Below are 19,382 nucleotides of genomic sequence, written 5' to 3'. Positions count from 1 at the left end.
GTCACATTATTCTGTTTCTGGTTTCACTATTAGCACTGAACTTTTTGAAAGGTAAATCATTGCCGTCACCAGACCAATAATGGCGACAGAGATAGCTATACCGATCCAGACGCCATACAGAGCATAACCCAGGACAAATCCGCCCAATACGGGGGATATAAAATCAGCGATTGCGATTAATGCCTGCGCCGTTCCGATGACGATACCTTGTCGGGCAGGCGATACATGGACGGACAAGGCGGCAAGATAAGTGGGTTTGGCTAGCGCATCAGCGATGCTAATACAAACGATAGCAAAAACAAGCACAGGTATGGTCGTGGCGATACCCGCAGTGAGAAATCCAGTACAAAGAAGGGCGAAGATGAGGATAATTAGCTTTCGCTCCGAAAAATATTGGCTCACCCAACCTAACAGAAATAGCTGAACGAAAATATTAATAACCCCGTCCGCCATTAACAGATAGCTTAACGCTTTTGGCCCAAAGGGAAGCCCATTCCAGATGAAGGTGTCAGAAAGAAAAACAGGTAATTGTGAAGAGTACATGCCATAGGCGAAGAAATGACAAAGCATTACGATGATTAAGACGCGAAGGACTGGCATCTTTAAAATAGCGCGGGCAGAGAACGACGCTATTTTATCTGTGGTACGTGATGTTGTGGAAGGGTCTTTTAACCCCCAAATCGCGACCAGGGCAGACCCAAGGACAAGTATAAAGGCGGCGTAGATCGGCGCGCCCAGACTGATACGCGATAGCCACCCGGAAACGCCTGCCCCGACAATACCGCCTAAACCAATGCAGCCTGTGAGGATACCGATTGCCTGACGCCGATTTCTGACGTGCGTACAATCGGCAATATAGGCTGCGGCGGCTGACAAATTCCCGGCGCTAATGCCAAAAAGCGTGCGGGCGAGCAGGATAAACAGGATACATTGCGCGTTGGCGAGTAATAGTAAACTTATCGCCGCAATAGCCAGCGTGACAATCAGTATTCGCTTGCGGCCAACGCGATCGGAAAGGTGGCCAATCAGGGGCGCTGCACAAAATTGGCTAAAAGCCTCAGTGGCGATGATGATTCCAATGATAAGCGGCGAACCGCCCATCTCGCGGATATAAAAAGGCAGTACCGACATCACAGCCGCTGTACTGGCGGCGTAAAGGCCGACAAGCAGGAAAACAGGCAAAATACGCCGCTTGTTGAGCGGGGTGATAGTTTCGCTGTCGGTGTTCTCATAGACATTAGTATTCATCTTTAATCCCTATGGCAAAACGAGAGAGATAATTTTCAATATCGTTGCACTGTTTGCTGTGAAAGAACGCGCCGACATAGCCATCGGGTCGGATCAGCACGCATTGACCCGGCGCCAGTTGATAGGACTCCCGGAAGTGCCCCAGGGTATCGATGAGCTCGTCCTGCTCGCCAATGTGATGAATACGCAGTCCTCGCCGCGCATCGATGACCTTACCGTGGGTTTCGTAGGCCAACAGATTCCAGTCCGGACCTTGTAGTAACTGAAATAATCGTAATGATTGGCCGCCGGCGCCCAAAAGAGGAGCATCCGGAGCTCTTTCTCCCGCTTGTAACCCATGCTGACGTTCGGGCAACGTGTGGGCTAAGGGGGAGTCGGTATACTGGATGTCAAGTTGTTGAACGTCGCGTTCTCGTTTGATGCCACCCTGTTTTTGAGAGTCAAGTAATCGGGTCGAAAGGTGGAGCAGTGATTCGGCTACCGGGCGGCGTTCCTGTTCATAGCTATCGAGAAGCTCTTCTCCTGCGCCCCGCAGCGAGGCTGCCATTTTCCACCCCAGGTTATAGGCATCCTGGATGCTGGTATTTAATCCTTGCCCACCCGTCGGCGGATGCACATGAGCGGCATCACCGGCTAAAAATACCTTACCCACACGGTAATGTTCCGCTATGCGCGCATTCATCTGGTACTTCGATACCCAGGGAATCGAATGGATGCGAACATCCGTCCGCCCGATTCGTTCAGTAAGAAAAGCCGTGAGCACGTCGGCTGAGAAATTCTGCGAGTCGTCCGGGGCCAACAACGCCTGGATTTGAAAGAGCTGCGTGCCGGCGAGAGGGCAAATCGTTATCATCCGCGTCATATCGCCATCGTTAAAATGGTGCCATACATCCCGGTTCAGACCGGAAAGTGAAGCGTCAGCCACAAGCGCATGGATTCCCAACGTACGACCGGGGAAGCTGACGCCTAATTTTTTTCTGACAAAGCTTCCGCCGCCATCCGCACCTATCAAATAATGCGCGATGATGACCTCTTCTCCAGCCGGCCCGGCAACATACGCGGTGACTGTGCGTGGGGTTTGCGCAAAATGTCGTAACTCGCAGCCGAACTCCACCCGATGTCCCCATGCTTTTAATTGCTCTCGCATAATCGTTTCTGTCACGTTCTGTGGAACCATCAATGGCAGATGGTAGGGTTCGGCGTGGGTCGGTTTTGTATGATGCGCAATATCTGAATCTACATAGCTTCCGTCGTGACGGTAGGTTCGTAGTCGGGGATAGAGCCCGCCGGCGGCGACCACTTTATTGAGTATTCCAAGATCCTCGAAGATTTCTTGCGTTCGCGGCTGAATACCTTTACCGCGGGAGCCGATAAAAGGCGTCGTTCTTTTCTCAATCAGGCGAAATGAGACCCCGTGACGCGCCAGTTCGATGGCTAAAGTAAGCCCGGTAACGCCAGCGCCGCAGATCAGTACATCTGTAGTGGTGTATCTTGTCATCGTCTCTCCGATATGTGTATTATGCACATAAGAGGAGACATGCTATGTCAGAAAATAAAAATGTGCAAGATACACATATTTCCGAGCAAATGAAGGCGCTTCACGGTGCGTTGATTCGCGTGGTGAGCGCGCTCAACCGGCCTCGTAATGATGAGAAATTAATTGCAGAGGCGGGCATTCAACTCGATCGCGCGCTATTTTCGAGCCTTATTAGTATCGAACGTTTAGGGCCGATTGGCGTTGTTGAGTTAGCCGAACGTGCCGGTCGTGATTATACGACGGTAAGCCGACAGGTCGCCAAACTGGAGAAGTTGGGATTGATAATACGGCAACATAATGCCATCGATCGTCGTATACGCGAGGCCGTTATCTCCCGGACAGGAAAGGCGATGACGGAGCGTATAGACGCTGCGCGAGAGCAAATGGGCAACGTTGTTTTTAAAGACTGGCCTCAGGATGAAATTGATATCTTTGTTCGGTTAATGCAAAAGTTTGCCGATGCAATGGATAGCGATGCTTCAATACCGGAATAAGCAAAAGAAAAGGGCGGTCAAATCCGATCGTCCAGGTTAATATCGGTATCTGACATTGATTAAATAGCCAGCAAAGTAAATATAACAACAACATTTATCGAGTTAATTTTCACCCTTTGAAAGGCCAACGTATACTGCAGAATACGGCTATATAACAATCGCCGTATCAATGGTTTTTCAAAGGGTAAATATATGCTTACCGAAAAATATGATTTTCGCATTACCGATCAGATGACTATCCCACTCAGACCTCATTGGATAGCCAATGATTCATACAGGGAAAAGTGTAAAATGCTTGTCCTCAACCGGAGTAAAGGGGAAATTCATAAGGTAGACTTTAGTAAAGTAACAGATTATATCAAAGAAGGTGATGTAATCTGTTTTAACGACAGTACTATAATAAACCATATGTTTATCTGTAAAACAAGACGGAATAGGTTAATTAAAATTGTTTTAGAGGGATTTTTACCAAATAATAGAGTAATTATTTCCGGACTTTTAAAAGAAAGGCTTAACGCGAATGATGTTTTCTATTTGGTTGATAACCCTGAAATTTCCATTAAGATAGAGCAAAGGTTTAGCGAGGAGAGCCAGTACCGGGCCGTTGTAGAAAATCATGAGGCCTTAATTTGCTATTTAGCCAGTCATGGTGAGCGTCTTGATGAGTATGTGGATTCCAGCCTATTTTATAAATATCCAGATGCTTACCGTTCCGTTTTTTCTAAAAAGTATGGTTCTTTGGAAATACCTTCTGCCGGCATTCATTTTACCTGGGATCTTATCCAAAAAATCAAAGATAAAGGTGGGTTAATATCCTTCATCACTTTACATGTTGCATCAACAGAAATGTTGTCCAACAGAAAAATACAAACAAAATGTGTAGAGGAAGTGACTATCAACGAAGAATACTACGAGGTTCCGCAAGCAACAGCGGATATCATTAATACTGCGAAGCAAAATGGCGGACGTATTTTTGCCGTAGGAACTACCGTTACGCGATGCCTGGAGTCCGCGTATTCGAGGGAGCACAATTGCCTCAAAGCAAGTTCTGGCTGGACTGCGCTTTATATACATCCAGGCTATCAACTGAAAGTGGTTGACTGCCTGCTAACGAACTTACATCAGCCAAAAACGACGCATATGGTGTTAACTGGTCAGTTTGCTGGGGTTGATCTACTCATTAAGGCCTATACCTCAGAACATATCCAGTCATGTCAGTTCGATATGTTTGGTGATTGCATGTTAATCATACAGGATGAAGGGCAGGGATGAATAAAATAAAACCGGTACATATAATGCTACCGGTTTTACCGAGAATAAGCATCAGGGGATTCGGGCAATAACCTTTATTTCGAAATCAAAGCCGGCCAGCCAGGTAACGCCAACAGCGGTCCAGTTAGGATAAGGGGGATGGGCAAATATCTCCTGTTTCACCGCCATCACGTCGTTAAGTTGTTGCTCTGGATCGGTATGGAAGGTGGTGACATCCACTATGTCATCGAATGTGCATCCTGCTGCAGTCAGTGTTGCTTTCAGGTTTTCAAAAGCAAGCCTCACTTGTTTTTGAAAATCAGGCTCCGGCGTTCCGTCTGTGTGACTGCCTACCTGGCCTGAAACAAACAGTAAATCACCAGAACGGATGGCTGCGGAATACCCATGTTCCTCATACAGAGAATGGCGGTCAGCAGGAAAAACCGCGATACGTTGCGTCATAATGTTATCCTCAGATAGCGTAAACACTTCGGGCGGGAATAAAATGAATGTCACATACACAACGTAGGCCATAGTTTCATATACGTGGCATATGTCAAGGTGCCGTCACATAAAAGAACTGAGCCTGTTTGTCGTATCGTTTGACGGGAAAGAGAGCATTTTCTGAGTGATTAGCTTCTGTGTCGTGTCATTTTGTAGACGGCATCATTTTCACGCTTTCCAACACCAATGACAGTTACCGTGATAATTTCATCTTCGACGCTGTACACCAGTCTGTATCCTGCACCACGCAGCTTAATTTTGTACTGATCCTTTCTTCCATGTAATTGAGAAGCCGGAACCCGAGGGTTTTCAAGCCGTTCCCTTAGCTTTTTTTTAAACTGTTCCTGTATGGTATGACCCAGTTTTTTCCACTCTTTTAGTGCTGATTCGTTAAATGCCAGCTTATAAGTCATCAATGTTGACCTCAATGACGCGTTCATTCGCACGCTCATCGATAATACGACCGAGTTCTTCATCCTCAAGAATATCCATAAGATGAGCATAAAGTGCCGGAGGCACACAGTAGAAAGCCGGTTCATTGCGGTTAAGAATGGCAACTGGAGCGCCATCTCCGGCATTGAAAGTTCCCATTGGATCACGTTTCAGTTCTGTAATGCTTGCTGCAGTAGTCGTTAAAATTTGAAATGCCATAATTTACCTCCTGGTTGATGACTAAATATAGCACCTTTAATAGTACTAATAAAAGCATCCTTCACGAAGGGGATTCAGCTCCAGCCCGGTCAGTGATGCGGGCAGCTGACGGTTTTTTCAAGGCTAAGTTCAGATGTCCAGAACCTAACAGCCATCAATTTGTATCAGCTCGCCAGTACAAGGCCGCCTGTAACTAGGCTGATGAATTTTCGGCGCGCGTTATCTGCGAGGGATCCAGATTCCGGCTTTTATCATGAGGCGTCGGATAGTTTCCTTGCCAAGAACCAGACCGTGAACTTCCTCCAGCTTTTCCCGCGCCAGCGTGGGGCCAAAATCACGGTAGTGCTCCCGGATTATACGGAGTGCCTGATCTGTCAGTGAAGTTGGCAACAGACGGTTACCAGCGCGGCCACGACTATGGTTGTTCATGCCAAGTGGTCCGAGTTGGCGATAACGTTTCAGCAGCCGGCTGCAATGGCGTGGCGTAATGCTGAGCATCTCAGCAGCCTGACCGGGACGTAAATTGCTGTCGATGACATCCTGCAGGATTTTGAGGCGGTTGATTTTTTTCACGGTGAACATCCCGGCGTCATGTATAGCCATAGAAAACGCCTCATCAGGAAAATGCGAGTCGTTGTCTAGACATGCAGATCTGAGAACTATAGTCTGGACATATGAGCCACAAATAGACATTAGCATTGAGCCTCTACAATGTTGATGCGCATAATGTATATTATGTTAAATGAACCAGAACATTTAAAAGACATGTTAAGGCGGCTGGATTCGTGCATGCCAAAAAACTTCTGGCCCATAAGTTTGATCCCTTCCCTGCCATGACGCTGAGCGAATTCTGTTTATTTGCACCCGCTATCCTGCACACGATTACACGCAGCACACGCCGCGCAGGCATAAAAAAACCGGCCATTGTGACCGGTTCGTCGCGTAGGTTTTTGGCTCAGTGGGTTTTACCCTGGTCCGCTGCTTTTTCTGACTGATGTTCTGCAGCTCTGACAACGGCGATAAACGCTTTGATACCCGGATCCACATCCGGCGACAACATGCGCATTGTTGATTTGGCATTCCTGCCGAACCTCGTCAAAAATCGCAGGATAACCGAAGTGACTTTAATCAGCGTGCGCAGCATCCCTTTGGCGACTTCCATTTCACCCGCCAGAATTAATTCGTGTATCTCCTGGATAATCTGAACCCGCGGCCCGATGTCCTTTTCGATGTCATACGCGGCCATGTTTTTTACTCTTCAGATAATCAGCACGATATTTTTCGACGGCACCCAGGTCGTTATGATACTGACAATACACTGGAAAATCTGACGGTCAAAGCAGCAACCGGGGAAAAACAGTGGCCAGTTAGCACAGCGTTTGCATGAACTGGTGGATAGTTCGGGGAATCAGCGGAAGACCCCCTATTCTCAACCATCTCCTCACAGGCTTTTCTGAACAATGTGATTGTTTGAGTAACTTTACGACAATTGCTTCAAAAACTATCAAATGCCAGACTTCCGCTACCAGACGGTATACACAGTATTACTATTTCTTTTTATATGCCCCATACAAAAGCGATACGGGTGTTTTTTCTAATATCTGGATTTCATTTTTATGTGCTTTATGTTCACTAAAAATATCTGCCAGACTTTTACCTCCAAAGGCCAGGCCAATTCCCGTTGCTGCTGCTGAAAGTAATGTCAGTTGCGGCATGGCAAGAGAAGCTATACCTAACGTGGCTGTTCCTGCAAAAATTAATCCGGATGAGATCTTTTTTTTCTTTGAATTCTTAATGGCTGATTCATGCGACTTTCCATACTCTTCGACCACATTGATTAAATGTTTTGAAAAATTATTTGCCGCATCTTGCATTTGATCTGGTGTTTTTCCTTGCAAGTCATGCCTTGAGATTCTTAGTTCATGCCTTAAGGATTCCAGTTGACCTCTTTCTCTAATCTTTTTTAATTCCAGATCGGAAAGCGCAGTAAGGAATTTTACTTCCGCGGCTGAAAGACCCATTGTAATCGCTTGCTCTTCAGAAGAAAGAGGATTTAATTTACCATAATCCTTGACCAACTGCTCCGTAGTCCATTCATGTAAAAACATATGGTTACTATAAATAACCGGATCAATGCCTAATAGTGTTGCCGATAATTGAGTTGATCGTTGTGCATAAATTGCACCTTCAACCTTACCCAGTAAGGTTGCTATAGCTGACGGCAGATCGTAATCCAGAAGATCTACCTCTCTTGTTGTAAAACTCTTTAAATCTGTATCGTAAACCCAGACTTCTTTTTCGATGTTATTGAAATTATTAAGCAATGTTTTTAATAATTCTTTATTTGTTAGGATCTTCTGGAATGTTTCTTCATTTCTCCCAAAGTGCTCAAGAAACGCTAAATAAGTAGCGTAATCCATTTTTCTATCTTTAAAAAAGAGCTGGCTTAGAAAAGCGGCAGATTGTTCATGATTGCGTTCTTTATCAAAATCCAGTAATTCAGGAACGATTAGAAAAATTGGATAATCATCATCAATAGTCATAAACGGGATGGCGCGAAATAGATTAGAAACATGTTCAAGTAATACCAACCTGCGCATGCGGACATAACTATTATCTGGTGGCAATGACAAAAATGAATGCAGAGAGCTAAGAGAAGGAAAATGTAATGGATCAACCATTATGATGCTATCAAAATAAATCCCCAGAGATCTAAGGTGATTAGATATGTTATAACCAAAGCGTTGAATTGGAAGTAATAATCGATAACTTTTAGACGCCCGCACTTCTGTTATAAGCGCCGCGGCGTGAGTATCCCAAAATTTATTTAGCAACACGATTAGGTTTGTAAGTTGATTATCTAACTCGGGAGAGCTAATTAGCTCTTTCAGGATGAATCTACGTAATTCTTTCAGTTCTAAATTTCTGAATGCATATTTATATTTTTCAGAAAAAGCGTTTTCCATCAATAAAACATATTCATTCTGTATGCTTTTTGTAATACTACTCATCATCTATCTCCGAACCACCACGCAACGATTTCCCAGTGTAGTGGTTCTTATCATGTGTATATTGTTAGTCATGTTATCGTAGAAAATTCAGTGGTCAATAACTCATTGAGGTAGCTACTAAAATTTGCAGTTACCAGGATTTAGGATGATTTTAAAAATGTTTATAAATTCAGGCTGCGCCGCAGTGATTGCACTGATTTCCACGTAACATGATAATCAATGGCTTTGATACCCTTTAAACGAACAAATATGAGCTTAATATGGCGACAATAAAGGATGTTGCATCTTTGGCCGGTGTATCAACCGCGACTGTATCACGCGTCATTAACCAGACCGCGTGGGTTGAACCCGTCACGCGCGAACGTGTAGAGAAAGCCATGCGCGATCTCAATTATCGCCGGAATGCCGCCGCTATCGCGCTGGCGAAACGTAGCGGCGATATGCTCGGATTGTTAACCGGCAATCTGGCAGATCCTTTTTTTGCCCGCCTTGCTCGCGGCGTAGAAGATGTTTCTCGTAAGCAGCAGTATCGCTTGATGGTATGTAGCGGCGGCCACGACGAAGAAATGGAAAAAGCGGGACTGGATTTTCTGGTTAATCAAGGTTGTGAGGCTATTGTTGTACACGCCAGCCGATTACCGGATAAAGAGCTGCTGCGCTACGCAGCCCACTTTCCAGCGCTGGTTGTTGTGAATCGTTATATCGCCGGTATGGCCAACCGGTGTATCTGGCTGGAAAATCGCAGCGCCGCCAGGGAAGCGACCCGATATCTCCTGGCGAACGGGCATCGGCGCATTGCCTGTGTGACATCTGACTTGCCAATTATCGATCGTCAGGAACGCCTTGATGGTTACCGTGAAGCGCTGGAAGAATATGGTATTTCTCCAGACCCTCGCTGGGTGATTAGCGTTCCGTTTAACGAAGAAGGCGGCGAGCGGGCCGCGCATCAACTTATTAATAGCGGGCTTCCCCTTACGGCAGCGGTCACGTTTAACGATGTGATGGCCGCTGGCATTATGCGTATTCTTCATCAACGCGGCGTTCAGCTTCCGCAACAGCTCTCTATTGTCGGCTTTGATGATGTGGTGCTGGCCCGGTATCTTTATCCGGCGTTAACAACAATGCATTATCCGGTCGAACAAATGGCGCGTTGTGCCGCGCAACTGGCGATACAGTTATACCAGGGCATTACGCCGCCGCCCAGCAGCAATCATTTCAATGCCGAACTGGTAATCCGCGATTCTGTCGCGCCCTATTTTTCACGATGAATGCGTCGTCAACAGTAAAAACTGTGATGACTATCAAATTAACCCTTCTCATGTAATCGGTTACATGGACGAAAGTAATGGATCACAGTAGTGAGAAGCGTATCCCCCTACCCTTGAGCTACCTTACTGACCGGAGCTCCATTATGAGTGCATCACAAAACAAGAAGAAAACGCTGTCATTGGGTTTAGCGCTAATCCCAGTCATCTCCATGTTGTTATTGTTGATTATCGGTTACGGCATCATGGGGCTACGTATCGAACCGCTCCTTCTGTGCTCTGCGGCGGTAGCGGCAGGCATTGCATGGTGGCAAGGATACTGTTGGGAAGACATTATCAACTCAGTGGTGGATAAGCTGGCTAAGGCAATGCCGGTTATCATGATCCTGATCTGCGTGGGCGGTTTGATTGGCACCTGGATGTTTAGCGGCACCATTCCCTACATGGTGTACTGGGGGCTAAAACTCATAAGCCCGGAATATATTTTGATTGCAGCCTTCTTTTTAACCAGCGTGGTCTCCGTCTGTACCGGCACATCGTGGGGGTCCGCCGGGACGGTTGGCGTTGCGTTAATGGGGGTTGCCGCCGGGCTGGACGTGTCTCTTGCAGCAGCAGCTGGCGCCGTTGTTTCTGGCGCTTATTTCGGTGACAAAATCTCACCGTTGTCCGACTCGACTAACTTTGCCGCGATTGTCGCAGACACTACTCTGTTTGAGCATATTCAGCATTTACTTTGGACGACCCTGCCAAGTTTCCTGCTTGCCGCCGTGGTTTATCTTATCGCCGGACACAGTAATATGCTGGGCGAGGTGGCTACGCCGCAGCGCGTTACGGACATCATCCACTCGCTGGAGTCGCTATATCATTTTAATATTGTTCTTATTTTGCCGCCGGTGATCGTACTGTGGGGCGCAATTCGCAAGAAGCCTGTCATCCCATTAATGTTAAGCGCCTGCGTACTTGCCTTGTTCCTCGGCGTCATCATGCAGGGACTGAGCATCAAACAGGGACTGGACGCTTTCATTGATGGATTTGATATCGCCATGTTCCCACAAGGCGCAGAAGGTGTCGTGGCCGATGTTCCGCGCCTGCTAAACCGGGGCGGAATGTTCTCGATGATGGGAACAATACTGTTAGTTTTCTGCGCTTTTTCATTTGCCGGAGCGCTAACGTTAACCGGCGCGTTAACGATCATCATTAACCGACTGCTGACCATTATTCATAGCGTTGGTCAACTCATTGCCGCCACTATCGGCACCACAATTTTGGTCACAGGAGCGACCAGCGACGGTAAACTGGCATTGTTAGTTCCCGCCGAACTGTTTAAAGATGCCTATCGTCGTATGGGGCTGGATACTAAAAACCTTTCACGGACGATAGAAGATGCCGGTACCGTTATCGAACCTCTCCTGCCGTGGACCTCGGCTGGCGTCTACATGGCAACCACGCTGGGCGTTAGCACGCTTGATCTTCTGCCCTGGGCTATCCAATGCTATGCGGCAATCTTCTTCGCATTAATTTATGGTTTTAGCGGAATTGGTATTGCCAGAACTGCCTCCGCCTCAGAAAAGTCGCCGCAATCGTCAGTGACGGAATAATAAGGAAACAAGATGGATTTTAACCAGATTATCAATCGCAACAATACTGGTTCGGTAAAGTGGGATTTTATTGAGCGTCACTTTGGCGATGGCGCAGGGAAACTGCTGCCGATGTGGGTTTCTGATTTCGATTTTGCCTGCCCGCCTGAGGTTCAGGCGGCATTGCATCAGCGAATCGAGCACGGCGTATTTGGCTATAGTGAACGTGATGAGGCCTATTTTAACGCCCTGCTTCACTGGTTTTCGTCACGCCACCAGCTCACGTTAAAACAGGAATGGGTATGCAGCGTGGAAGGCGTCGTACCAGGGTTGGCGCTCTTAGTGCAAATGTTGACGCATCCAGGCGACGGCGTAGTGGTACAGGGACCATACTATGGCTCCTTCGCCAAAATAATCACGCTTAATGGTAGAAAACTGCTGGAGAATCCCCTTAGCGAGTCGCCGGACGACGGCTACCAGATGGATTTTTGCCAACTGGAAAGGCTGTTTCGCCATGACCGCCCTCCGCTGATGATTTTGTGTAATCCACATAATCCAACCGGGCGTTGCTGGTCGGCCAACGAGCTGGAGCAACTGCTTTTATTATGTGAAGCTTATGATGTCACTCTCATCTCGGATGAAATATGGGCCGACCTATTGCTGCCCGGCGAAACCTTTACCTCGGTACTGCATTTAGGGGAGCGCTGGCATAAACGGGTCATCTCCGCCACTGCGGCCAGCAAAACGTTTGGCTTATCGTCGTTGCGAATTTCTAATTTTCTCATTCCCGATCCTACGCTTCGCCAGCGATTCCTGTCTCGTCTGGACGCTCATGGGCTGGACGTCTTTAACGCCCTCTCCGTTCAGGCGGCGACTACCGCATGGAATGAAAGCAGACAGTGGCTGGATTCGCTACTGGATTACCTGGCGGAAAACCGCCGCTGGTTTGTTGAACAGGCGACAGAGCACCTTCCCTGGGCAAGAATTGTCCCGGCGCAGGGAACCTATTTATTATGGATGGATTGTAAAAAACTGGGACTGGATGACGAACAGCTAAAATGGGTAATGGCGGATGTCGCGGGTATTGCTCCTTCAATGGGCAGCGGCTTTGGCCCGGCGGGCAGCGGATTTATCCGTTTAAATCTGGGATGTCCACGTACCTACCTTGAAATGGCAATAGACGGCCTGAAGCGAATATCGGTGAAGACAATCAAAGGAATACCAACAGGCGGATGAATTTTTCGGGCGGTAAACTGACACCGGTGTTATTTCTGCGGCATGATATCGCCTGAGCGCCAGTAAAAAACCGGCCATCAAGGCCGGTTGGGTCCGGAGCGCGGTTTTACTATCAGGGGCGTCTGAATAACACGATACTGCGCCCGGCCAGATCGAAATCCATTTCTTCGGTAATCCGCATTCCCTGCTGCGCGTTATCGGCAGTCGTCAGTTCAAGTACCCAGCCGCCTTCTCCCCACATCGGAATACGGAACGGTACGCTGCCTTCAAACGGATTGAAAAGCAGTAAGGCGTCATGCCAGATCCCCGCTTCCGGCTGTAGATCGGGTCGACTAATGCATACGCCTATGGTCGATCCCTCATCCCATTGTTCGGATTGCTGCGCCCCTCCGCCGGCGTTAAACCAGCGGATCTCCAGACCGTCACGCCAGCTCTCCCGGCGCAGCAACGGTTGCGTGGCGCGCAGTTGAATCAGATGGCGGGTAAACTCCCGTAGCGCATTGGCGGTTTCCGGCAAATTATCCCAGTGGACCCACGATATTTCACTGTCCTGACAGTAGCCATTGTTATTGCCCATCTGACTGCGGCCAAACTCATCGCCCGCTAATAACATCGGCGTGCCGTGCGAGAAAAGCAAGGTGGTCAGGAAATTACGTTTCTGTCGCTCGCGTATCGCATTGATACCCTCGTCGTCGGTTGGCCCTTCTGCGCCATAGTTACAGGAGCGGTTATCATTATGCCCGTCATTATTATCTTCGCCATTGGCTTCATTATGTTTGTCGTTATAAGACACCAGATCGTTCAGCGTGAAGCCGTCATGGGCAGTAATAAAGTTAACGCTTGACCAGGGGCGACGGCCGCGCAAATCATAGAGATCGCCGGAACCCAGCAGGCGTGCGGCGAAATCATTTGTGACGTTGTCACCTTTCCAGTATTCGCGCACCGTATCGCGGTATTTATCATTCCATTCGCCCCACCCTGGTGGAAAGCCGCCAACCTGATAGCCGCCCGGTCCGATATCCCAGGGTTCGCCAATCAGTTTCAGTTTTGCCAGCACCGGGTCTTGCGTTACCGCATCAAAAAAACCGCCTCTCTGATCAAAGCCTTCCGGCTCACGACCAAGAATGGTGCCCAAATCAAAACGAAAGCCATCGACATGCATTGACTCCGCCCAATAGCGAAGGGAATCCATCACCATTTGCAGTACCCGTGGATGAGAGGTATTGACGGTATTACCTGTCCCTGTATCGTTAATATAATAGCGATGCTGATCGGGCATGGTGCGATAGTAAGAGAAGTTATCGATACCTTTAAATGACAGCGTGGGGCCAAGTTCATTCCCTTCTGCCGTATGGTTATAGACCACATCCAGTATCACTTCGATGCCGGCATCATGGAAAGCGCGCACCATATCGCGGAATCCCTGAATACCTTTTGGACCATAGTAGCGCGTCGCCGGCGCAAAAAAGCCCAGCGAGTTGTATCCCCAGAAATTTTTCAGTCCTTTATCGAGCAGATGCTGATCGTCCGGGAACCAGTGAACGGGTAAAAGCTCGACGGAGGTAATCCCCAGACTTTTAATGTAATCCACGCTGGCTTTATGCCCCATGCCTTCAAACGTACCGCGTAGAGGCTCAGGGATCGCGGAATTAAGCTGGGTAAAGCCTTTTACATGCGTTTCATAAATAATGGCGTTCGACCACGGTATGGAAGGCCGTTGTCTATCCTCCCAGTTAGCCTCAGCCGGATCAATCACCCGGCATTTAGGCGTAAATGGCGCGCTATCCTGGTCATCAAAGGTCAAATCTTTATCGTCATGAAGTAATTGATACGCGAAATGCGCATCGTTCCACTGAATATCGCCCACCAGCTCACGGGCATAAGGGTCAATAAGCAGCTTGTTGGGGTTAAAACGATGACCATTTTCCGGGTCATAAGGACCGTAAACGCGGTACCCATACAGCGCGCCGGGCTGCAACTTCGGGACATAGCCGTGCCATATTTCGTCGGTATATTCCGGTAACTCCAGACGAGCGATTTCATGCTCCCCGCTCGGATCGTAAAGGCAAAGCTCGACGCGTTCCGCATGGGCGGAAAAAATAGCGAAATTCACACCTTCGCCGTCATAATTCGCGCCAAGCGTATGGCTGTATCCTGCTCTGATTTCAAAAGCCCTGTTTGTTGTCATTCTCTTTCTCCACCCACGGTAAACGTTGTCCTGTCACGGCACATCAACACATAAACTCAGTCGCTCATTAAAACCAGTACGCCGCCCTGGTGTGAGGCCAACGACAGGCGTTCACCAGGCATTAACCTCTCCTGGGTAAGCACATTGCGATAACGATGCTGATTAAGCTGTCCGGGTATAATAATGTCGGTTCCTGACCAGAAACCGCTATGCGATTGTGACAATAAGCCGTCACATTCGGCGAACACCAGTCGGGGCGCAACAACAATCAGCGCATCATCATGATTGACTCTGGCGTAAGCGATGACCTTGTCGGCACGCTGACCAACAGCCCGCAGCGGTATATAGTCGCCAAAACGGAAGAGCTCATGATTCTGCTGACGCAGACGCAGTAATGCAGCGGTGACATACTGATTCACCTGCCCGTTCAGCCAACTCTCTTCGCGCGAGAAAACTCCCGGCGTCAGTTGGTCTAACTGCTGCGCCAGCGTGGCGAAATCTGGTTCGCGGCGGTTGTCGGGATCGACAAGGCTAAAATTCAGCGCCTCGCTCCCCTGATAGATATCAGGTACTCCCGGCGCGGTTAATTTGATAACGGTCTGCGTCAGGCTGTTAACCAGCCCTGCGCGGATGAAGGGTTGCAAGGAACGATAAAAATCCTGCAAAAATGTCTGGTTATCCGGTGCCAGTAAATAACGGGCGTAATCAAGCATTGCCGTTTCGTAAGCCTCATTACTGTCCACCCAATCGGTACGTAGCTTCGCTTCGCGTAGCGCTTTCTCCACAAAGGCTTCAAAGCGTGTTTTCAGTGCGTTTAAACCTGTTTCGTCCTGCGGTTGTAGCATCGGGGGCCAGACGCCGGTCAGCGCCTGATATAACATCCACGTATCCGCCGATTTTGGCGCAGTGCCATCATTCAAAAATTTGACATGGGTCTGGTTCATCTGCCGCCAGCGGGCAAGGCATTCGCTCCACTGTTCCGGCGCTTCGGTAAGCGTATACAGGCGTGCTCGCGCATCCTCGCCTCGCTTGGTATCGTGGGTCGACGTACCGGATAACGCGTCAGGCTGTCGCGCCTGTCGGGTTTTCATCTCATGGTGAAAGCGTTCGATGGAGAAGTGATGCGTGACGGGCTCGGCGCCGACTTCATTTAACGCCAGTCCCATGTTTTGACGAAAGAAAAGCGTATCCTCTACCGATTTCGCCATCAGCGGACCGGTGAGTTGTTGGAACCGAACGCGAAACTGTGTCGCCTCCTCCTGGCTGTAGGCGGGAACATCGCCGGTAAGAAGGCGGCTCAGAAATGTAAGCGCTTCTGGCTGCGGAGGGTTTTCAAGCGTCTTTACCCGTTCCACAATACGGTGTAACAGGCAAATATCGGTCGGCGGTAGCCCTTCTGCCGTGCCGTAAGTGCGATATACGGGAAAGGCAATTAATAACTCGCGTAACGCCTGCCGAACGATGCTCTCTTCCTGTGCGATCTGTAGCTCGCTGGCAATCGACAGCGCAAGCGCGAGCAGCCGGGTAAATTCCCCCTCGAAATTGCGATCGACCATCAGCAATTTAGCCGCCCGTAATTCCGCCCGCATATCCACTGGCGCGCCTTTAACGGTCTCGTAAGCCTGGCGCAAATTGTCTATCTGCTCATCGTCAACCAGCACCTCCGCCAGCGAGGCGATGAATTCATAGCCTGTGGTGCCGGAAACCGGCCAGTCATCAGGAAGTTGCTCGCCTTTAGCGAGAATTTTTTCCACGGTGATATAGCACGCCGGCCCCACTTCCTGACGTAAACGCGCAAGATAGGCTTTCGGATCGGCAAGGCCGTCGATATGATCGATACGTAAACCGTCAACCGCCCCCGTTCTGACCAGCTCCAGAATCAGCCGATGTGTATCGTCGAAGACGGTTTTATCTTCCACCCGCATTCCTACCAGCCCTGTGACCTCAAAGAAACGCCGATATGAAAGCGAGCGAGCGGCCTCGCGCCAGGACATTAATTTCCACGGCTGGCGCTCATGCAAATCAGCAATAGCGGCTTTATCGGTAAGCGCCAGTATTTCGGCCTCGCGCCCCTGCCATGTCGCCGGCGCAAGCGGATAATAGTTATCATAATAGGCGAACGCGGGTTTACCCGTAGCGGGATCGGGCTTGATCGCAATTTCTCCGTTTTCCAGCACGGCGTCAAACGTGTCGCCTAAAAAAGGCAGCGTCAGTCGGCGCGACCAGTCAATATCGAAATGGCGCGCGTAACGGCTCTCCTTGCCATATTCAAGCACGTCGCGCCACCAGGCGTTTTCCAGCGAGCTGGCCATGTGATTAGGCACAATATCGATGATCAATCCCAGCCCTTGCGCTTTAAGTTCGGCCACCAGTCTTTCAAATCCTTCGCGCCCGCCAATAGAAGGCTCAATCTCATTCGCATCGGTGACATCATAACCATGCGTTGACGCTTTGGTGGCGGTAAAGATGGGTGAGGCATAAAGATGGCTGATACCCAGATTTTTAAGGTAAGGCACCAGCGCCGCAGCGCGGTCGAAGGTCATGCCATTGCGAAACTGAAGACGATACGTTGCAGTTGGGATCATGATGCAGACTCTCCCTGGGCTAAGCGGACAATAAGAGAATGTTGGGAAAGCGACCCGGTGGATTCATTCGGCCAGGCGAAGAGGGTCTTACCCGGTAAATCGGGCAGCAATACCGTCGTGGCGCTAATATTCAGCGCCAGTGACAGTGTTCCTCCCGGAAAACGCCAGCTAACGGCAATAAACCCGGGCGCGGTTTGCAATACCGTTCCTGAGCTCTCACGGGCAGCGGACAACAGCGGCACGATATGCTTCTGGCGCAAAAGCAGTAGTTCGCGGGTAAACGCCAGCCACGCTTTACCCTCTTCACTGTGCTGTTGCTTCCAGTTAAGTTTTGAGCGTTGAAAGGTCTCTGGCGCATTCGGGTCCGGAACATTTTCCCCTGCATGATCGGCAAACTCTTTTGCGCGACCTTCACGAACGGCGCGGGCTAAATCCCCATGGAAATCGGTAAAAAAAAGAAAAGGACGGCTTTCGCCATACTCTTCGCCCATAAAAAGCAGCGGAATATGCGGTGAAAGCAGCAACGTGGCGAGCAATACTTTTGTTCGTTCAGCACCCGCCAGGGTTATCAGTCTGTCGCCCTGGGCGCGGTTACCGACCTGATCGTGATTCTGAATAAAATCCACAAAAGCGACCGGGGGTTGTCCGGTACTTTTTACGCCGCGAGGTTCGCCGGTTTGCGGTGAAATTTCTCCCTGATAAGCGAATCCTTCGGCCAGCGCTCTTGCGAGGTGTTTTTCCGGGGCATCAGCAAAATCGTTGTAGTAGGCCTGGGTCTCTCCGGTCGCAAAAACGTGGATGGCATTATGAAAATCGTCATTCCATTCGGCGGTAAACAGCGGCGCATTGCCATCCTGATCACGGGGATGCAGAGAAATAATATTGCGGCTATCTTCGGTGGTCAGATGAATGGGTCTGTCGGTAATGTCTTCCCGAATACGTTGTGCGATTTCAACCAGCACATGCTTTGCGCTACTGTCTTCAATCTGATCGATAGCGTCAAAGCGTAAGCCGTCGAGATGGTATTCTGTCAGCCAGTATAACGGCGCCTCGATGATATAGCGCCGCACGGCGTCGACATCATAGGCGATACCATTTCCCCACGGCGTCATGCGCTCTTTGTGGAAAAACGCCGGCGCCAATAGCGGTAAATAATTTCCCTCCGGGCCGAAATGGTTCAGCACAATATCCAGGACGACGGAAAGACCATACCCATGCGCGGCGTCAATAAACGCTTTGAAATCATCCGGCGTCCCATAGGCAGAATGCGGCGCGTAAAGCAGTACGCCATCATAGCCCCAGCCGCGTTCGCCGCCAAATTGCGCAACGGGCATCACTTCAATAACGGTAACGCCGAGTTCAGCGAGATAAGGCAGCTTCGCTATTGCGGCGCGGAAGGTGCCTTCCGGAGTGAACGTGCCTGTATGCATCTCATACACCACGGCCTGCTCCCAACGGCTACCTTTCCACCCGGTGTTGCGCCACGTGTAGCTGCCTGGATCAACCACATATGACGGACCGTTGACGTCAGTTTTTTGAGCGCGGGAAGCCGGATCGGGAACCACCATGCCATCGCTGAGTACAAAGTTATACTCCGTACCTGGCGTCACCCCGGAGACGTCCAGCGTAAACCAGCCGTCACCGCTCACCTGCATTTCCTGGTCTTTACCCGCAAGCCTGAGCATAACCTTTTGCTGACCGGTGGCCCAAAGACGAAAGCGGACGACATCAGCGGCGATATATTCAGCCCCCCAGCTTTTGCAAAAAATTTTTGAACTCATTTGTCGCTCCGTTTAACCCATAACCTCTACAACATCCGAAGAACAAGCATAGAC

General features: G+C 49.3%; 15 protein-coding genes and 1 pseudogene. 5 read left to right on the top strand and 11 right to left on the bottom strand.

The annotated features are described in order from the left end of the window. Positions 1-6: 6 nt before the first annotated feature. Complete coding sequence (locus J4617_RS03610; RefSeq protein ID WP_001095731.1) at positions 7-1,248, bottom strand: MFS transporter; 1,242 nt, start codon at positions 1,246-1,248, stop codon at positions 7-9. Further along, positions 1,238-2,746: an FAD-dependent oxidoreductase gene (locus J4617_RS03605; RefSeq protein WP_017465709.1), complete on the bottom strand. Its 1,509-nt coding sequence runs from the start codon at positions 2,744-2,746 to the stop codon at positions 1,238-1,240. The genes J4617_RS03610 and J4617_RS03605 overlap by 11 nt, the downstream gene beginning before the upstream one ends. 44 nt (positions 2,747-2,790) lie before the next feature. Here J4617_RS03605 and J4617_RS03600 point away from each other — a divergent pair, with 44 nt between their 5' ends. After that, positions 2,791-3,279: a MarR family winged helix-turn-helix transcriptional regulator gene (locus J4617_RS03600; RefSeq protein WP_017465710.1), complete on the top strand. Its 489-nt coding sequence runs from the start codon at positions 2,791-2,793 to the stop codon at positions 3,277-3,279. Between the two features lie 192 nt (positions 3,280-3,471). Further along, the gene (locus J4617_RS03595; protein WP_017465711.1) at positions 3,472-4,551 is read left to right on the top strand and encodes an S-adenosylmethionine:tRNA ribosyltransferase-isomerase; all 1,080 of its coding nucleotides are present in this window, start codon (positions 3,472-3,474) and stop codon (positions 4,549-4,551) included. 51 nt (positions 4,552-4,602) lie between these two features. On the opposite strand, the gene J4617_RS03590 is transcribed toward J4617_RS03595, so the two are convergent. The 6 genes and pseudogenes from J4617_RS03590 to J4617_RS03565 form a co-directional block, all read right to left on the bottom strand. Further along, positions 4,603-4,992: a RidA family protein gene (locus J4617_RS03590; RefSeq protein WP_000194089.1), complete on the bottom strand. Its 390-nt coding sequence runs from the start codon at positions 4,990-4,992 to the stop codon at positions 4,603-4,605. Between the two features lie 170 nt (positions 4,993-5,162). Further along, positions 5,163-5,447, bottom strand: coding sequence for a type II toxin-antitoxin system RelE/ParE family toxin (locus J4617_RS03585; protein WP_000221343.1), 285 nt, complete (start codon positions 5,445-5,447; stop codon positions 5,163-5,165). Next, positions 5,437-5,685, bottom strand: coding sequence for a type II toxin-antitoxin system Phd/YefM family antitoxin (locus J4617_RS03580; protein ID WP_000885424.1), 249 nt, complete (start codon positions 5,683-5,685; stop codon positions 5,437-5,439). Before J4617_RS03580 ends, J4617_RS03585 begins: the two co-directional genes overlap by 11 nt. A 147-nt stretch (positions 5,686-5,832) precedes the next feature. Next, positions 5,833-6,288, bottom strand: a pseudogene (locus tag J4617_RS03575) (helix-turn-helix domain-containing protein); the annotation flags it as partial. A gap of 352 nt (positions 6,289-6,640) precedes the next feature. After that, positions 6,641-6,931: a hypothetical protein gene (locus J4617_RS03570; protein ID WP_000742001.1), complete on the bottom strand. Its 291-nt coding sequence runs from the start codon at positions 6,929-6,931 to the stop codon at positions 6,641-6,643. Positions 6,932-7,232: 301 nt separating this feature from the next. Beyond that, entirely contained in the window at positions 7,233-8,699 is a 1,467-nt protein-coding gene (locus tag J4617_RS03565; protein ID WP_000987828.1) for a hypothetical protein, read from the bottom strand. A 257-nt stretch (positions 8,700-8,956) separates the two neighbouring features. Between J4617_RS03565 and J4617_RS03560 the strand changes: the two genes are divergently transcribed. The 3 genes from J4617_RS03560 (at position 8,957) to J4617_RS03550 (ending at position 12,774) form a co-directional block, all read left to right on the top strand. Further along, entirely contained in the window at positions 8,957-9,964 is a 1,008-nt protein-coding gene (locus tag J4617_RS03560; RefSeq protein WP_000201074.1) for a LacI family DNA-binding transcriptional regulator, read from the top strand. 143 nt (positions 9,965-10,107) lie between these two features. Next, positions 10,108-11,559 carry a Na+/H+ antiporter NhaC gene (gene nhaC / locus J4617_RS03555; protein ID WP_001276631.1) on the top strand — a complete coding sequence of 484 codons (1,452 nt, stop codon included), beginning with the start codon at positions 10,108-10,110 and terminating at the stop codon, positions 11,557-11,559. 12 nt (positions 11,560-11,571) lie between these two features. Beyond that, entirely contained in the window at positions 11,572-12,774 is a 1,203-nt protein-coding gene (locus tag J4617_RS03550; RefSeq protein WP_017465713.1) for a MalY/PatB family protein, read from the top strand. A gap of 112 nt (positions 12,775-12,886) precedes the next feature. Here J4617_RS03550 and glgX read toward each other — a convergent pair whose 3' ends face one another. From glgX to treZ, 3 genes are read right to left on the bottom strand one after another with little or no spacing between them, the layout of a single operon-like run. Continuing rightward, positions 12,887-14,962, bottom strand: a complete 2,076-nt coding sequence (gene glgX, locus J4617_RS03545) for a glycogen debranching protein GlgX (protein ID WP_017465714.1) — start codon at positions 14,960-14,962, stop codon at positions 12,887-12,889. A gap of 56 nt (positions 14,963-15,018) precedes the next feature. Continuing rightward, positions 15,019-17,547, bottom strand: coding sequence for a malto-oligosyltrehalose synthase (treY, locus tag J4617_RS03540; RefSeq protein ID WP_000613148.1), 2,529 nt, complete (start codon positions 17,545-17,547; stop codon positions 15,019-15,021). Continuing rightward, positions 17,544-19,328 carry a malto-oligosyltrehalose trehalohydrolase gene (treZ, locus tag J4617_RS03535; RefSeq protein WP_017465715.1) on the bottom strand — a complete coding sequence of 595 codons (1,785 nt, stop codon included), beginning with the start codon at positions 19,326-19,328 and terminating at the stop codon, positions 17,544-17,546. The genes treY and treZ overlap by 4 nt, the downstream gene beginning before the upstream one ends. Positions 19,329-19,382 lie beyond the last annotated feature (54 nt).

Origin of the sequence: Salmonella sp. 32010601201800023SM, from assembly GCF_017572235.1 — a bacterium.
GTDB lineage: Bacteria > Pseudomonadota > Gammaproteobacteria > Enterobacterales > Enterobacteriaceae > Salmonella > Salmonella enterica.
This window is presented reverse-complemented; position numbering and strand designations above follow the sequence as displayed.

Bases quoted from the DNA above. Each gene is read 5' to 3' on its own strand.
- J4617_RS03610 (WP_001095731.1), bottom strand. From the start codon at position 1,248: ATGAATACTAATGTCTATGAGAACACCGACAGCGAAACTATCACCCCG.
- J4617_RS03605 (WP_017465709.1), bottom strand. From the start codon at position 2,746: ATGACAAGATACACCACTACAGATGTACTGATCTGCGGCGCTGGCGTT.
- J4617_RS03600 (WP_017465710.1), top strand. From the start codon at position 2,791: ATGTCAGAAAATAAAAATGTGCAAGATACACATATTTCCGAGCAAATG.
- J4617_RS03595 (WP_017465711.1), top strand. From the start codon at position 3,472: ATGCTTACCGAAAAATATGATTTTCGCATTACCGATCAGATGACTATC.
- J4617_RS03590 (WP_000194089.1), bottom strand. From the start codon at position 4,992: ATGACGCAACGTATCGCGGTTTTTCCTGCTGACCGCCATTCTCTGTAT.
- J4617_RS03585 (WP_000221343.1), bottom strand. From the start codon at position 5,447: ATGACTTATAAGCTGGCATTTAACGAATCAGCACTAAAAGAGTGGAAA.
- J4617_RS03580 (WP_000885424.1), bottom strand. From the start codon at position 5,685: ATGGCATTTCAAATTTTAACGACTACTGCAGCAAGCATTACAGAACTG.
- J4617_RS03570 (WP_000742001.1), bottom strand. From the start codon at position 6,931: ATGGCCGCGTATGACATCGAAAAGGACATCGGGCCGCGGGTTCAGATT.
- J4617_RS03565 (WP_000987828.1), bottom strand. From the start codon at position 8,699: ATGATGAGTAGTATTACAAAAAGCATACAGAATGAATATGTTTTATTG.
- J4617_RS03560 (WP_000201074.1), top strand. From the start codon at position 8,957: ATGGCGACAATAAAGGATGTTGCATCTTTGGCCGGTGTATCAACCGCG.
- nhaC (WP_001276631.1), top strand. From the start codon at position 10,108: ATGAGTGCATCACAAAACAAGAAGAAAACGCTGTCATTGGGTTTAGCG.
- J4617_RS03550 (WP_017465713.1), top strand. From the start codon at position 11,572: ATGGATTTTAACCAGATTATCAATCGCAACAATACTGGTTCGGTAAAG.
- glgX (WP_017465714.1), bottom strand. From the start codon at position 14,962: ATGACAACAAACAGGGCTTTTGAAATCAGAGCAGGATACAGCCATACG.
- treY (WP_000613148.1), bottom strand. From the start codon at position 17,547: ATGATCCCAACTGCAACGTATCGTCTTCAGTTTCGCAATGGCATGACC.
- treZ (WP_017465715.1), bottom strand. From the start codon at position 19,328: ATGAGTTCAAAAATTTTTTGCAAAAGCTGGGGGGCTGAATATATCGCC.